At 75.4% G+C, this 14,142-nt stretch carries 12 protein-coding genes and 1 pseudogene; 10 read left to right on the forward strand and 3 right to left on the reverse strand.

Annotation, left to right across the window (positions count from 1 at the left end):
• The first annotated feature begins 43 nt into the window (after nucleotides 1-43).
• The 7 genes from ACQPYX_RS14045 (at nucleotide 44) to ACQPYX_RS14075 (ending at nucleotide 9,233) form a co-directional block, all read left to right on the forward strand.
• The gene (locus ACQPYX_RS14045) at nucleotides 44-2,104 is read left to right on the forward strand and encodes an amino acid permease (protein WP_433803519.1); all 2,061 of its coding nucleotides are present in this window, start codon (nucleotides 44-46) and stop codon (nucleotides 2,102-2,104) included.
• A complete protein-coding gene (locus ACQPYX_RS14050; protein WP_433803520.1) occupies nucleotides 2,101-3,321 on the forward strand; it encodes a class I SAM-dependent RNA methyltransferase in 1,221 nt (406 codons plus the stop codon). The genes ACQPYX_RS14045 and ACQPYX_RS14050 overlap by 4 nt, the downstream gene beginning before the upstream one ends.
• A complete protein-coding gene (locus tag ACQPYX_RS14055) occupies nucleotides 3,321-4,517 on the forward strand; it encodes an amidohydrolase family protein (protein ID WP_433803521.1) in 1,197 nt (398 codons plus the stop codon). The genes ACQPYX_RS14050 and ACQPYX_RS14055 overlap by 1 nt, the downstream gene beginning before the upstream one ends.
• Nucleotides 4,514-5,833 carry a M20 metallopeptidase family protein gene (locus ACQPYX_RS14060; RefSeq protein ID WP_433803522.1) on the forward strand — a complete coding sequence of 440 codons (1,320 nt, stop codon included), beginning with the start codon at nucleotides 4,514-4,516 and terminating at the stop codon, nucleotides 5,831-5,833. The genes ACQPYX_RS14055 and ACQPYX_RS14060 overlap by 4 nt, the downstream gene beginning before the upstream one ends.
• Complete coding sequence (locus ACQPYX_RS14065) at nucleotides 5,830-6,414, forward strand: class I SAM-dependent methyltransferase (RefSeq protein ID WP_433803523.1); 585 nt, start codon at nucleotides 5,830-5,832, stop codon at nucleotides 6,412-6,414. Before ACQPYX_RS14060 ends, ACQPYX_RS14065 begins: the two co-directional genes overlap by 4 nt.
• 73 nt (nucleotides 6,415-6,487) lie before the next feature.
• Nucleotides 6,488-8,494, forward strand: coding sequence for a 1-deoxy-D-xylulose-5-phosphate synthase (gene dxs / locus ACQPYX_RS14070; protein WP_433803524.1), 2,007 nt, complete (start codon nucleotides 6,488-6,490; stop codon nucleotides 8,492-8,494).
• A 67-nt stretch (nucleotides 8,495-8,561) separates the two neighbouring features.
• The gene (locus ACQPYX_RS14075; protein ID WP_433803525.1) at nucleotides 8,562-9,233 is read left to right on the forward strand and encodes a response regulator transcription factor; all 672 of its coding nucleotides are present in this window, start codon (nucleotides 8,562-8,564) and stop codon (nucleotides 9,231-9,233) included.
• A gap of 1 nt (nucleotide 9,234) precedes the next feature.
• Here the strand turns inward: ACQPYX_RS14075 and ACQPYX_RS14080 are convergent, their stop codons facing one another.
• Nucleotides 9,235-9,852: an OmpA family protein gene (locus ACQPYX_RS14080; protein ID WP_433803526.1), complete on the reverse strand. Its 618-nt coding sequence runs from the start codon at nucleotides 9,850-9,852 to the stop codon at nucleotides 9,235-9,237.
• Nucleotides 9,849-10,757 carry a 3-keto-5-aminohexanoate cleavage protein gene (locus tag ACQPYX_RS14085; RefSeq protein ID WP_433803527.1) on the reverse strand — a complete coding sequence of 303 codons (909 nt, stop codon included), beginning with the start codon at nucleotides 10,755-10,757 and terminating at the stop codon, nucleotides 9,849-9,851. Before ACQPYX_RS14085 ends, ACQPYX_RS14080 begins: the two co-directional genes overlap by 4 nt.
• A 199-nt stretch (nucleotides 10,758-10,956) precedes the next feature.
• Here ACQPYX_RS14085 and ACQPYX_RS14090 point away from each other — a divergent pair, with 199 nt between their 5' ends.
• From ACQPYX_RS14090 to ACQPYX_RS14100, 3 genes are all read left to right on the forward strand, one after another.
• Complete coding sequence (locus tag ACQPYX_RS14090) at nucleotides 10,957-11,256, forward strand: hypothetical protein (protein WP_230753036.1); 300 nt, start codon at nucleotides 10,957-10,959, stop codon at nucleotides 11,254-11,256.
• A 100-nt stretch (nucleotides 11,257-11,356) separates the two neighbouring features.
• Nucleotides 11,357-11,542 carry a hypothetical protein gene (locus ACQPYX_RS14095; protein ID WP_230753039.1) on the forward strand — a complete coding sequence of 62 codons (186 nt, stop codon included), beginning with the start codon at nucleotides 11,357-11,359 and terminating at the stop codon, nucleotides 11,540-11,542.
• Nucleotides 11,543-11,587: 45 nt separating this feature from the next.
• Nucleotides 11,588-12,805, forward strand: coding sequence for a sensor histidine kinase (locus ACQPYX_RS14100; protein WP_433803528.1), 1,218 nt, complete (start codon nucleotides 11,588-11,590; stop codon nucleotides 12,803-12,805).
• 131 nt (nucleotides 12,806-12,936) lie between these two features.
• On the opposite strand, the pseudogene ACQPYX_RS14105 reads toward ACQPYX_RS14100, so the two are convergent.
• Nucleotides 12,937-14,130, reverse strand: a pseudogene (locus tag ACQPYX_RS14105) (HRDC domain-containing protein); the annotation flags it as partial.
• Between the last annotated feature and the right edge of the window lie 12 nt (nucleotides 14,131-14,142).

Here is a 14,142-nt window from a genome sequence, read left to right on the forward strand (position 1 = left end):
CCACCGATCCCACGGCACCACCCGCTCGGCCTACGCTCTGCGGGTGCCCAGGCTCGCGACCGCCGCGAAACGCCTCGTCCTCGGACTGCCGTTCCGCAGCGACGAGCTGTCGGACACGTTGCTGCGCAAACGCATCGCGCTGCCGGTGTTCGCCTCCGACGCCCTCTCCTCCGTGGCGTACGCGCCGCAGGAGGTGCTGATCACCCTCTCGCTGGCCGGCCTCGGGGCCTACGTGTTCTCCCCGTGGGTCGGGTTCGCCGTCGTGGTGGTGCTGGCGACCGTGGTCGTCAGCTACCGGCAGAACGTCCACGCCTACCCCTCGGGCGGCGGCGACTACGAGATCGCGACGACGAACCTCGGCAAGTACGCGGGGCTGACCGTCGGGTCGGCGCTGCTCGTCGACTACACGCTGACCGTCGCCGTGTCGGTGTCGTCGGCGGCGGACAACCTCGGCGCCCTCATCCCGTTCGTCGGGGAGCACAAGGTGCTCTTCGCCGTCCTCGCGATCGGCGTGCTCACCGCCATCAACCTGCGGGGCGTGCGGGAGTCGGGCATCGCGTTCGCCGTCCCGACCTACTGCTTCATCGTCGCCCTGGCCTCGATGATCGTGGTCGGGGTGGTCCGGCTGCTGCTCGGCCACGACATGGTGGCGCCGAGCGCCGGCTTCGACGTGCGGGCCGAGGCCGACCACCAGCTGTCGTCGTTGGCGCTGATGTTCATCGTGCTGCGCTCGTTCACCCAGGGCTGCGCGGCGCTGACCGGGGTGGAGGCGATCTCCAACGGCGTCCCCGCGTTCCGCAAGCCGAAGTCGCGCAACGCCGCGACCACGCTCGCGATGCTCGGTCTGATCGCCGTCGTCATGTTCGGCGGCATGCTCGCCCTCGCCCGGGCCACCGGCGTGAAGATGGCGGAGTCGAACGACCAGCTCGTCGGTGCCCCGCCGGGCTACAAGCAGGAGACGCTGATCGCCCAGCTCGCCGAGACGATCTTCTCGGGGTTCCCGCCGGGCTTCTGGGCGGTGACGATCTTCACCGCGCTGATCCTCGTGCTCGCCGCGAACACCGCGTTCAACGGCTTCCCCGTGCTCGGCTCGATCCTCGCGCAGGACCGCTACCTGCCCCGCCAGCTGCACACCCGCGGCGACCGGCTGGCGTTCTCCAACGGGATCCTGTTCCTCGCGTTCTTCGCGATCGTGCTCGTCGTCGGCTTCTCCGCCGAGGTCACGGCCCTGATCCCGCTCTACACTGTGGGCGTCTTCGTCTCCTTCACGCTCTCCCAGCTCGGCATGGTGCGGCACTGGAACCGGCTGCTCGCCACGGAGACCGAGGAGGAGACCCGGTCCGGGCTGCGGCGCTCCCGGCTGATCTCCGGCTTCGGCGCGGCCATGACCGGCGTCGTCCTCGTCGTCGTGCTGATCACGAAGTTCCTGGTCGGCGCCTGGATCGCGATCGTCGCCGGCGGGGTCGCGTTCCTGCTCATGCTCTCGATCCGGCGCCACTACGACCGGGTCGCCGAGGAGATCGCCGCCCCCGACGTCATCGACGCGGTGCTGCCCAGCCGCAACCACGCGATCGTGCTGGTCTCGACGGTGCACAAGCCGACGCTGCGGGCGGTCGCCTACGCCCGCGCGACCCGCCCGGACGTCCTGGAGGCGGTCACGGTCAACGTCGACGACGCCGACACCCGCCGCGTCACCTCGGACTGGGAGCGGCGCAACCTCCCGGTCCCGCTGAAGGTCCTCGAGTCGCCCTACCGGGAGATCACCCGGCCGATCCTGCAGTACGTCAAGCGCATCCGGACCGACAACCCGCGCGACGTCGTCACCGTGTTCATCCCGGAGTACGTGCTCGGGCACTGGTGGGAGCAGCTGCTGCACAACCAGAGTGCGCTACGCCTCAAGGGACGGCTGCTGTTCCAGAAGGGTGTCATGGTCGTGTCCGTGCCGTGGCAGCTGGAGTCGTCCCACCGACTCGCCGCGGCGCGCCCGCAGGGCGCCCCCGGGCTGGCCCGCCGCGGCTACGAGCCGCCGCCCGGCAACGGGGTCCGGCCCGGGTCGACCTCCGCGCCGCCGCCGTCGGGTCCCGAGCGGGCGGACGTGCGATGAGCAGCGTCGGGACGACGACGGGTGAGCCGCGGCTCGACTGGACCGACCGGATGCTCGACGTCGAGGTGGGTCCGGTCGCGCACGGCGGGCACTGCGTGGCCCGGCACGAGGGCAGGGTCGTCTTCGTGCGGCACGCCCTGCCCGGCGAGCGGGTGCACGCCGTGGTCACCGAGGACCACGGCGGGTCGTTCTGCCGGGCCGACGCGGTGACCGTGCTCGAGGCGGCGCCCGGGCGGGTCGAGCCGGCCTGCCCCTGGGCCGGTCCCGGCGGGTGCGGCGGCTGCGACTGGCAGCACGCCGACCACGACACCCAGCGCGCGCTGAAGGCGGCCGTGGTCGCCGAGCAGCTCTCCCGCCTGGCGGGCATCGAGCGCGACGTGGTGTGCGAGGCCCTGCCCGGCGGCCCGCTCGGCTGGCGGACACGGATGCGGATGGCCGTGACCGACGACGGCCGGCCCGGCCTGCGCGTGCACCGCAGCCATGAGGTGCTGCCGGTCGGCGACTGCCCGATCGCGGTGGGCGGCGCCCTCGACCCGGTCCTGGCCCACACCTGGACCCCCACCGCGGAGATCGAGATCGTCGCCGACGCCGCGGGCGAGACGCACGCCACCGAGCTCTTCGAGGGCGCCCGGCAGCTCGAGATCGGCTCCGGCACCGCCCACGAGCACGCCGCGGGGCGCGACTGGACGCTGCCCGCGCCCGCCTTCTGGCAGGTCCACCCCGGCGCCGCGGACGCGGTGGTCGCGGCGGCGGTCGAGGGGGTCGGGGAGCTGTCGGCCGACGACGTGGTCTGGGACCTCTACGGCGGGGCCGGGCTGATCGCGGCCGCCCTCGCCGAGCGCGCCGGCACCGTCGTCGACGTGGAGTCCGACCCCGACGCCACCGCGGCGGCGGGCGAGAACCTCGCCGACCTGCCCGCCGCCCGCGTCGTGCGCGGTCGGGTGGAGAAGGTGCTCGACTCCCTCGCCCGCACGACCCCGCCCGACGTCATCGTCGCCGACCCGCCCCGCAAGGGTCTCGGCCGCGAGCTCGCCGGCCGCCTCGGCGCCGTCGGCGCCCGCCGGATCGTGCACGTGGCCTGCGACCCGGCCGCCCTCGCCCGGGACGTCGCGGCCCTCGGCGAGGCCGGCTACGCCCTCGCCGACCTGCGCGTGTTCGACGCGTTCCCGATGACCCACCACGTGGAGTGCGTGGCGACGCTCGTCGCGAGCGGGTGATGTGCGTGGCCCCCGACGGCGGCTCGCTCGTGTCGCTCGGGCTGGTGCCCGCGGGACCGGTGAGCTTCCTCGACGGGGTCGCGCTCGTCGACCACCACTGCCACTCGGTGGTGGCGCAGGACCTCGACCGGGACGGGTTCGAGGCCCTGCTGACCGAGGGCCCGGGACCCGCCCCGGGCCTGTCGGCCTTCGACTCCCGGCTCGGGTTCTCGGTGCGCCGCTGGTGCGCCCCGGTGCTCGGCCTGCCCCCGCACGCGCCGGCGCAGGACTACGTCGACCGGCGCGCGGAGCTGGGGGCCGAGGCGGTGTCGCGGGCGATGCTGCGGGCCGCGGGCTCGGACGTCCTGCTGGTCGACCACGGGTTCGCCGCCGACGGGCTGCTGGGCCTCGACGGGCTCGCCGGGGTCGCGGGTGTGCCGGTCGGCGAGGTGGTGCGGCTCGAGGCCGTGGCCGAGGAGGTCGCCGACGCCGGGGTGGATGCCGCGGGCTTCGGCGACGCGGTGGCGGCCGAGGTCGCCCGCCGGACCGACCCGGTCCGGCGTCCGGTGCCGGTGGCCTGCAAGACGGTGCTGGCCTACCGGGCGGGACTCGACGTCGACCCGCACCGTCCCGGGCCCGCCGCCGTCGCCGAGGCCGCCGACGCGTGGCTGCCCCGCCGGGCCCGCGACCGGGAACCGCTGCGCGACCCGGTGCTGCTGCGCCACGGCCTCTGGGCCGGCCTGGACACCGGCCTGCCGCTGCAGATCCACACCGGCTTCGGCGACCCCGACGAGGACCTCCACCGGGCCGACCCCGCCCTGCTCGTGGGCCTCGCGCGCCTCGTCGAGCCGCTCGGCGTGCCGCTCATGCTCCTGCACACCTACCCCTACCACCGCCAGGCCGCGTGGCTCGCGCAGGTCTTCTCGTGCGTCTACACCGACGTCAGCCTCGCGGTCCCGTACGTGGGCAGCCGGGCCCCCGAGGTGATCGCCGAGATGCTGGAGCTGGCACCCTTCGGCAAGGTGCTCTACGCCTCGGACGCCTACGGGCTGCCGGAGCTGCACCTGCTCGGCGCGCTGCGCTTCCGGGCCGCCCTGGGCGGCCTGCTGGAGCACCTCTGCGCGACCGACGAGTTCTCTCCCGCCGACGCCGAACGGGTGGCCACGATGATCGCGCGCGACAACGCCCTGCGGATCTACCCGCGGATCCCCGCGTGACGGTGGAGGTCCCGATCTCGGGCGGTCCCCACGTTCCCGACGAGGAGCCCGCGCGCGGCCCCGGGCCGGTGCCGGTCCCGGCCGCGCTGGTGCAGGCCCTGGAGGCTGAGCTGCCGGCCGCCGTCGCCCTGCGCCACGCCCTGCACCGCGAGCCGCGGGTCTCCGGCGACGAGACCGACTCCCGGGACGCGGTCGCGGACGCCCTCGGCCGGACCCTGGAGCCGGTCGCGGGCACCGGGGGGCTGCTGCGGCTCGGCGGCGCCGGCCCCGCCGTCGCCGTCCGGGGCGAGCTCGACGCCCTCCCCGTGCACGAGGCCACCGGCCTGCCGTTCGCCTCCCGGCGCGACGGCGTGGCCCACGTCTGCGGCCACGACGTCCACACCGCCGCCCTGGTCGCGCTCACCCGCGCGGTGGCCACGGCCCCGGACCTGCTCGGCGCGCCGCTGCTCGCGGTGTTCCAGCCGCGGGAGGAGGCCGCGCCCAGCGGTGCCGCCGACGTCGTCACCGACGCGGCGTTCCGCGACCACGACCCGGCCGTGATGCTCGGCGTGCACGTCCAGCCCGAACTGCCCCGCGGCGTCGTGTCCGCCCGCCCCGGCCCGGTGAACGCCTCGGCCGACGAGATCGAGATCACGGTCGCCGGGCAGGCGGGCCACGGCGGCTACCCGCACCGCACCCGGGACCCCGTCCTGGCGATCGCCGCGGTGGTCGTCGCGCTGCAGCAGATCGTCGCCCGCCGGGTGAACCCGCTCGAGGCCGGGGTGGTCACCGTCGGGCAGATCACCGCCGGTTCCGCCCCGAACGTCGTTCCCGGCTCGGCGTCCGCCCGGGGCACGGTGCGGGCCCTGGACGCCGACCGGGACGACCTCCTGGCCGCGGTGCGGGAGGTCGTGACGCACACCGCCGCCGCCCACGGCTGCACGGGCGAGGTGACCGTGGTGCCGAACGAACCCGCCGTCGTGAACGACGAGCGCCTCACCGCGGCGATCGCCGCGACGTTGGGCGGTCGGCGCGGCGCGGAGCGGGCGGCGCCGACCGGGCTGCGGCTCGACACCGGCTTCCGCTCGTGTGGCGCGGACGACTTCTCGCACTACTCGGCGGCGGGCATCCCCGCCACGATGCTGTTCGTCGGCACCGCCGAGCCCGACGCGGTGCCGGGCCGCGCCCCCGGCCTGCACCACCCGGCGTTCTCGCCCGACGACGCGATGGTGGGCGAGGTCGCACGCGCCCTGCTCGCCGCCGTGGTGGCGGCGGGCCAGACTCTGCCTGCCAGCCACGCTCCCCAGCGCCCGAGCCCCGACGGAGGGACCTCGTGACCGAGATCCGGCACTTCTCGACCGCCTTCCTGCGTGACCCGTTGCACGTCGCCGCGCTCTTCCCGAGCTTCCCCCCGCTGTGCCGGCAGGCGATCGCCCCGCTGCCCGAGACCGGCGACCCCGTCGTGCTCGACCTCGGGGCCGGGACCGGCTCGGTCACCGACGAGATCCAGAAGCGGCTGCAGGGTCGCGGCCGCCACATCGCCGTCGAGATGGACGAGGACATGGCGGAGGTGCTGGCGCGCCGGCACCCCGACGTCGAGGTGATGTGCACCGACGCCCACACCGCGGTGGAGAAACTGCTGGCCGAGGGCGTGCGCGCGGACCTCTCGGTGTCCGGGCTGCCGTGGCTCGCCACCGCCCCGAAGGACCGCTCGATCTTCCCGCTGCTCGCCCGCCTGGCCGCCCCGGGCGGAGCCGTGACGCAGCTCGCGCACGCCTGGATCCGCTTCTTCCCCACGGCCAAGCAGGTGCAGCGCAACCTCGAGGCCACGTTCGAGGAGGTCGTGGTCAGCCGCACGGTGTGGCTGAACGCGCCCCCGGCCGTGGTGTACGTCGCGCGGCGGCCCCGCACCAGCTGAACGGGCCTGCGGTGGGATCCCCGTCGCTCCGCTCGCCCCGCCAGCCTCCGGCGGTCTCCGTAGACTGGCCGCCGTGAGTCTGCTCCAGCGCGTACGGACCCCGGCCGACCTGCGGTCCCTGGACGCCGGCGAGGTGGACGCCCTCGCGGCGGAGATCCGGGACTTCCTGATCGACAAGGTCTGCCGGACCGGGGGACACCTCGGGCCGAACCTCGGGGTCGTCGAGCTCACGCTCGCCCTGCACCGGGTCTTCGACTCGCCGCGCGACGCGCTGCTGTTCGACACCGGACACCAGAGCTACGTCCACAAGATCGTCACCGGTCGGGCCGGGGAGTTCGACGGCCTGCGCCAGGGCGGGGGCCTGTCGGGCTACCCGAGCCGCGCGGAGTCCGAGCACGACCTCGTCGAGAACTCGCACGCCTCCACCGCCCTGTCCTGGGCCGACGGGCTCGCGAAGGCCGACCAGCTGCTCGGGCGCGACCGCTCGGTCGTCGCGGTCGTCGGCGACGGCGCGCTGACCGGCGGCATGTGCTGGGAGGCGCTGAACAACATCGCGGGCTCGGACCGCCCCGTCGTCATCGTGGTGAACGACAACGGCCGCTCCTACGCGCCGACCATCGGCGGGCTCTCCGAGCGGCTCTCGACGCTGCGGCTCGCGCCGCGCTACGAGGACGTCCTCGAGCACGGCCGCCGGGCCCTGCAGAAGATCCCCGTCGTCGGGAACACCCTCTACTCGGCGATGCACGCGGCCAAGGCCGGGGTCAAGGACGCCTTCACCCCGCAGGCGCTGTTCTCCGACCTCGGGCTGAAGTACTTCGGCCCCGTCGACGGGCACGACACCGCGGCGCTGGAGACGGCGCTGCGGGCCGCGCGGGCCTTCGGCGGGCCCGTGATCGTGCACGCGGTCACCGGCAAGGGCCGCGGGTTCGCCTCGGCCGAGCAGGACCTCGCCGAGCAGATGCACGCCGTGGGCGTCATCGACCCCGAGACCGGGCTGCCGGTGGGGCCGAAGCCCCGCAGCTGGACCGCCGAGTTCACCGACACCATGCTCGAGCTCGGGCGCGAGCGCTCGGACGTCGTCGCCATCACCGCGGCGATGCCCGGCCCCACGGGGCTCGCGGCGTTCGGCGAGGTCTACCCCGAGCGGCTGTTCGACGTCGGCATCGCCGAGCAGCACGCCCTCACCTCGGCGGCGGGGCTCGCGCACGGCGGCCTGCACCCCGTCGTCGCGATCTACTCGACGTTCCTCAACCGTGCCTTCGACCAGCTGCTCATGGACGTGGCGCTGCACCGCGAGCCGGTCACGGTGGTGCTCGACCGGGCCGGGGTCACCGGGGACGACGGCGCCTCGCACAACGGCATGTGGGACCTGTCGGTCATGGGCATCGTGCCCGGGCTGCGGGTCGCGTCCCCGCGCGACGCGGTGAGCCTGCGCGAGGAGCTCCGCGAGGCGGTCGACATCGCCGACGGCCCCACCGCGCTGCGCTGGTCCAAGGGCGCCGTGCCCAGCGAGGTGCCCGCGCTGCGCCGGCTCGGACCGGCGACCGGCCCGGGCGGTGTCGACGTGCTCGCCGAGCCCGGTCGGCTCTCGCGGGCGGCCCCGCGCCCGACCGCCGTGGAGCGGCTCGAGCGGGACCCCGACGACGAGCCGCCGCAGGTGCCCGACGTCCTGCTCGTCTGCATCGGCGCGTTCGGCCAGCTCGGCGTCGAGGCCGCCGACCGGCTCACCGCGCAGGGCATCGGCGTCACCGTGGTCGACCCGCGCTGGCTCCAGCCCGTCCCGGCGGCGCTGCTCGACCTCGCCGCCGCGCACCGCCTCGTCGTCACCGTCGAGGACGGCGGACGCCACGGCGGGTTCGGCTCGGCGTTCGCCGACGCGCTCGCCGAGGCCGAGGTGGACGTGCCGGTGCGCCGGATCGCGCTCGCGCAGGAGTTCCTCACCCACGACAGCCGGGGCGCGCTGCTCGCGGCCGCCGGACTCACCGACCAGGACGTCGCGCGACGGGTCACCGAGTGGGTCGCCGCGGCGCGCGGCGGCGACGAGGCGACGCTGACCCGCGACGAGAAGTCGGCGTCCTAGAGACCGACGGGTTGCCCCCAGCTGATTCTCAGCGTCCGTTCAGCCACCCGGTGGCACAGTGGATGACGTGCGGATTCTGATCGTGGAGGACGAGCAGGCCCTGGCCGACGCGCTGGCGCGCGGGCTGCGGCGCGAGGGAATGGCCGTCGACGTCGCCTACGACGGCGACACCGGGTCGGAGAAGGCGTCGGTGACGCGCTACGACGTCGTCGTGCTCGACCGCGACCTGCCGGGGCGCTCGGGCGACGACCTGTGCGCCGAGATCGCCGGCGGCGTCACCCGGGTGATCATGCTGACCGCGAGCGGCACGCTGCGCGACAAGGTCGCCGGCCTCGCCCTCGGCGCGGACGACTACCTCGCGAAGCCGTTCGACTTCCCCGAACTGGTAGCGCGCATCCGGGCCCTCGGCCGCCGCGCCGTGCCGGCCACGCCCCCGATCCTCGAGGCCGCCGGGGTCGTGCTCGACCCGGCCAAGCGCACCGTCGTGCGCGAGGGCAGCACGGTCGACCTCACCCGCAAGGAGTTCGGCGTGCTCGAGGTGCTCATGGCCGCCGGTGGGGCGGTCGTGTCCTCGGAGGAGCTGCTCGAGCGGGTGTGGGACGAGAACGCCGACCCCTTCACCACCACCGTGCGGGTCACCGTGATGACCCTGCGCAAGAAGCTCGGCGAGCCCGGCATCATCGACACCGTCGTGGGCTCGGGCTACCGCGTCCGCAGCGACGCGCACGCCGGGGTCTGAGTCAGGACACCGTGATGTCGGCCCGGCGGCTCGCCGCCGTGCTCGGCAACGGGTTGCTGGCACCGGCCCCGCGGGTCTGCAGCCGGTCCGCCCCGACGCCGCCGGCCACGAGCCGGTCCGCCACCGTGGCCGCCCGGCGGTCGGAGAGTTCCTGGGCGTCCGGACCGACACCGCGGCTCACGGGCGCGGTGTAGCCGGTCACGGTGACGCGGGCCGTCGGCACCGCCGCCAGCTCGCGGGCGACCTGGTCGACGGTCCGGGCGTCGGCGTCGGTCAGGTCCGCGCTGTCGCCCCGGAAGGTGATCGGGGAGGCCGCGAGGAGCTGCCCGATCCGGGCGGACACCCCGGCGACGTCCGCGGCGCCGCCCGTCGGCGTGGTCGTGGGCACGGCCGGAGCGGTCGTCGGCAGGATCGGAGCCGTCGTCGTCGGAGCGCCGGACGGGTTCGCACCCCCGCACCGGGTGGCGAACAGCAGCACCACGACCACGACCACGACGCCGACCAGGACCGGCACCAGCCACGCCCACGGCCGCCGTCGGCGCCGGTGGGTGGTCGTGGCCGCGCCGATGGTGCCCGGAGGGGCGCCCGCCGCCCGTCGGTCGTGGTCCGGGCCGGTCATCGGTCCTCCCGTGCGTCGACCCCGAGCAGCGCCCGCGTCTCGGCGCACGTGGCGGGCCGGCGCCCGGACGCCGCGAGCAGCTCCAGCAGCTCGTCGAGCAGCTCGGCGTTCGACGGCGTCCGCGGGCCGGCGTAGTCCTCGAGGCCGACCCGCACGTGTCCGCCGCGCTCCAGCGCGAGTGCGGCCAGCCCGCACCCGACGACGTCGCCGCCGAGCACCGCGACCGACCAGGGCAGACCCGAGTCCTCGAGCAGCTCGACGTACGCGTCGAGCGCCCGCTCGGTCGGGGGCAGCCCGAACTGCAGGTCGCCCCCGAAGTACAGCTTGACCATCGCGCCGCGCGGCACCCGGCCGTGGCGCTGCAGGGTCAGGGTGGTGCGCAGGAAGCCCGGTTCGAAGATCGAGATCGACGGTGCCGCGCCCAACTCGCCGGTGCGCCGGAACATGTACTCGGTGTCGGCGATGCTGTTCTGGTAGGGCTCCGCGGCCGCCGCGGGGGCGCACTCGCCCGAGGCGAGCAGCCCGACGTTCACCGAGCCGGGGTCGACCAGCGTCATCCCGCCGAGCCCCCGCCGGGCGAGCTCCTCGACGTGCGCCCACTTCTGCTCGACCGGGATCCCGCGCGCCCCGGCACCCATCGTGGGGTAGAGCAGGGCGTCCGGGTGCGCCTCGACGACGGGCGTCCAGGCCTGCACGTAGGGGTCGGGGGAGTGCACGGCGTCCGCGGTGAACATCGGCTCGTCGTTGTGGTTGTGCGCGATCGCGGCGCCGCGGCCGAGGCAGGCCAGCATGTCGTCGGTGATCTCCGCGGGCGTCCGCGGGACGTGCGGGTTGGCCTCGCGGGTGGTGGAGCCGTTGACGGCCACCTCGACGATCACGGCCTCGGGCGGCGTCGCGGGACTCATGACGCCGAGCATGCCGCACCCGTCTGACCAGGCAGAAGACGACACGTTAGCCGGGCATGATCACCCGTTCGGCGGAACAGGTGTCGCAAACCGTGTCCCACGGATCTTCGGCCTCGTTCACCACACGTATTCGGACGGTCACTCCTCGTGGACGTCCGGAAGCTCCCCACGTGAGAGGAACCCCCACATCATGTCGATGATGCGCAAGGCCGTCCTGGCGTCCGCCCTCATCAGCTCGGGCCTCGTCTCCACCGCCGGCATGGCGATGGCGCACGAGCACGGCGGCGACACGGTCCAGAAGGGCCTGGTCAACTCCTCCGACTTCGCCCCCAACACCCCCGTCAACGTCTGCAACAACGACGTGCCGGTCAACGCCCTCGGCGTCCAGGTCCCGGTCCAGGACAACGCCGCGAGCGTCCCGGTCGGCTCGGACGCGAAGCACGGCAACTCGGCCGGTATCGCCAAGAGCTGCAAGGCCCCGATCCACGCGATCAACTAGTCGCGTCGTCACCCGGGCCCGGGCCGCGTCCCCACGAGGGGCACGGCGCCGGGCCCGTGGTGTCTGTGCCGTCCGACGCTGCTCGTGGGGAGGGGGAGGCGTGCGCGACGAGGTGACCGCGCTGTTCGCCGCGGCGCTCGAGGGCGACGAGCACGCGGAGCTCGAGCTCGGTCGGCGCTGGCTCGACGAGGACGACCCGACGGCCGCGCGGGCCGCGCTCGCCGTCACCACCGTGGTGCTCGCGGAGCTGGAGCGCGACCCGCTGTACCGGGCGTGGGCGCGCTGACGCGGCGACCTTCACGTCCCCGCTGCCCCGGCGGTCGTAGGCTCCGTGACCGTGTTGCGTCGCGATGACCGGAGCGCCGCGCGCCCCGCGCGGGCCCGCCGCCGTCGGGGACCCGGGCTGCGGGTCCGGCTGACACTGCTCGCGACCGGGCTCGTCGCCGCCGTGAGCGCCCTGCTCCTCTGGCTGGGCTGGATGCTCGTCGGCGAGGTCGCCGCCAGCCTCCCGACCCTGGCCCCCGGGACGCCCGTGCTCGTCGACGGCGTCTCCGTCCCGGCGGGGGAGATCGCCGCCGCGCTCGGTCACAGTGCCCGGTCGGAGGTGCTGCAGGTCGGCTCGATCGCGTTCGCGCTCGTGGTGCTGGCCGCGGCCGTGGTGTCGTGGGTGCTGACCGGCCACGTCCTGCGGCCGGTGCACGACGTGACCGCCACCGCCCGCCGGCTCTCCGCCGAGTCGCTCGACGCGCGGATCGATCTCGAGGGCCCGCGCGACGAGGTCGCCGAGCTCGCCGACACCTTCGACGAGATGCTCGACCGGCTGCAGGCCGCGTTCGACGCGCAGCGCCGCTTCGTCGCCAACGCCAGCCACGAGCTGCGCACCCCGCTGGCGGTGCTGCGCACCGAGATCGACGTGACGCTGGCCGATCCCGACGCCGACGTCGACGAGCTGCGCCGCATGGCCGCCGTGCTGCGCGACGCCACGAAGCGCGCCGAGGGGCTCGTCGACGGCCTGCTCCTGCTCGCGCGCACCGAGGCCGCGCCGCGGCGGGCGTCCGACGGCGACGAGCCGGTCGACCTCGACCTCGCCGCACGCGGCGCGCTCGACGCGGTTCGCGCGGAGGTGGAGGGTCGCGGGCTGCGGGTCGAGGTCCGTCCCGGCGCCGACGCGGTGGTGGTCGGCGACGCGGCCCTGCTCGAGCGGGTCGTCGGGAACCTCGTCGAGAACGCGGTCCGGCACAACGTCGACGGCGGCTGGATCACCGTCACCACCGACAGCGTGGACGGGCGGGTCGACCTCGTCGTGAGCTCCTCGGGCCCGGTGCTCGACCCGGCCCGGGTCCCCGACCTCTTCGAGCCCTTCCGCCGCGGCGCCGACCGGGTCGGTCCCGGCTCCGGGCTCGGGCTGTCGATCGTGCGCGCGGTGGTCCGGGCCCACGGGGGCACCGTGTCCGCCGAACCGGTCGACGGCGGCGGTCTCTCCGTGCGGGTCGGGCTCCCCGGTCAGGTCTCGGGGTCGCTGAACACCGGCGTGACCGTCCCGACCTGAGCCGGCGTCCCGCCCGCGCTCGTGCTGCGCCGCCGGCGCCGCCGCGGTGACCGACGGGTCCCCTCGGGGTCCTCGTCCGACCCGTTCCCCGGGGCCCCGTTCCGGACGGCGGGTGGGTCCGCGGGTGCCGGGGCGGTCTCGGCCAGGGCGGCGACCAGCCCGTCCAGGGCGAGCTCGCGCTGCCAGGGTCGGGCACCGCCCGTCGTCAGGAAGGCGTCGACGGCCTCCGCGTCCGCCGGGGCCGGCGGGGTCCAGCAGAGCCGGCGCACGAGGTCGGGCTGGAGCAGGTTCTCCACCGGTGTGTCCCACTGCTCGGCCAGCGCCGCCAGGTGGGCGCGGGCGGCCGTGAGCCGCGCCGCGGCGTCCGGGTCCTTGTCCGCCCAGCGGTTGACCGGGGGCGGGCCGTCGCCGGCGGGGGAGGGGTCGGGCAGCTCGTCGGCCGGCAGGCCGCGGCCGGTCCGCACCGCGCGCCACCAGCGGTCGGCGAGGCGGCGCTGGCGGCTGCCCTTGAAGACGGGCATCTCGGTGAGCGCCGCCTTGTCCGCGGGCTCGCGCAGGGCGGCGTCGACGATCGCGGCGTCGGGCAGGAGCCGCCCGGGCGCGACGTCGCGGGACTCGGCGAGCTCGTCACGGGACTCCCAGAGCGCACGCACCACCGCGAGCTGACGCGGCCGGCGCACCTTGTGCATCCCGGACGTGCGACGCCACGGCTCGGCGCGGCGGGGCGGGGGCCCGGCGAGGCGCACGGCCTCGAACTCCTGGCGGGCCCACTCGGCCTTGCCCTGCCGCTCGAGGTCGGCGGCGAGCAGGTCGCGCATCGCGACGAGGAGCTCGACGTCGAGCGCGGCGTAGACCAGCCAGTCGTCGGGGAAGGGTCGCGTCGACCAGTCCGCGGCGCCGTAGCCCTTGCGCAGGCGCACGCCGAGCAGCCGTTCGGCGAGGGGGCCGAGCCCGACGCGCGGGTAGCCCGCGAGGCGGCCGGCCAGTTCGGTGTCGAAGAGCGCGTCGGGCCGCATGCCGACCTCGGCGAGGCACGGCAGGTCCTGCGACGCGGCGTGGAGCACCCACTCCACGCCGCGCAGGGCGTCGCCGAGCACGGCGAGGTCGCCGTCGAGGGCGATGGGGTCGACGAGCGCGCTCCCGGCGCCCTCCCGGCGCAGCTGCACCAGGTAGGCCCGGGCGGAGTAGCGGAAGCCGGAGGCCCGCTCGGCGTCGACGGCGACCGGACCGCTGCCCGCGGCCAGGTCGTCGGCGAGCGCCGAGAGACGGTCCCGATCGGTGATCAGCTCGGGAACGCCCTCGGCGGGGGCGAGGAGTTCGGTGATGTCCTCACCGGG

The sequence above is a fragment of the Actinomycetospora sp. CA-084318 genome, assembly GCF_050955885.1.
Classification (GTDB): domain Bacteria; phylum Actinomycetota; class Actinomycetes; order Mycobacteriales; family Pseudonocardiaceae; genus Actinomycetospora.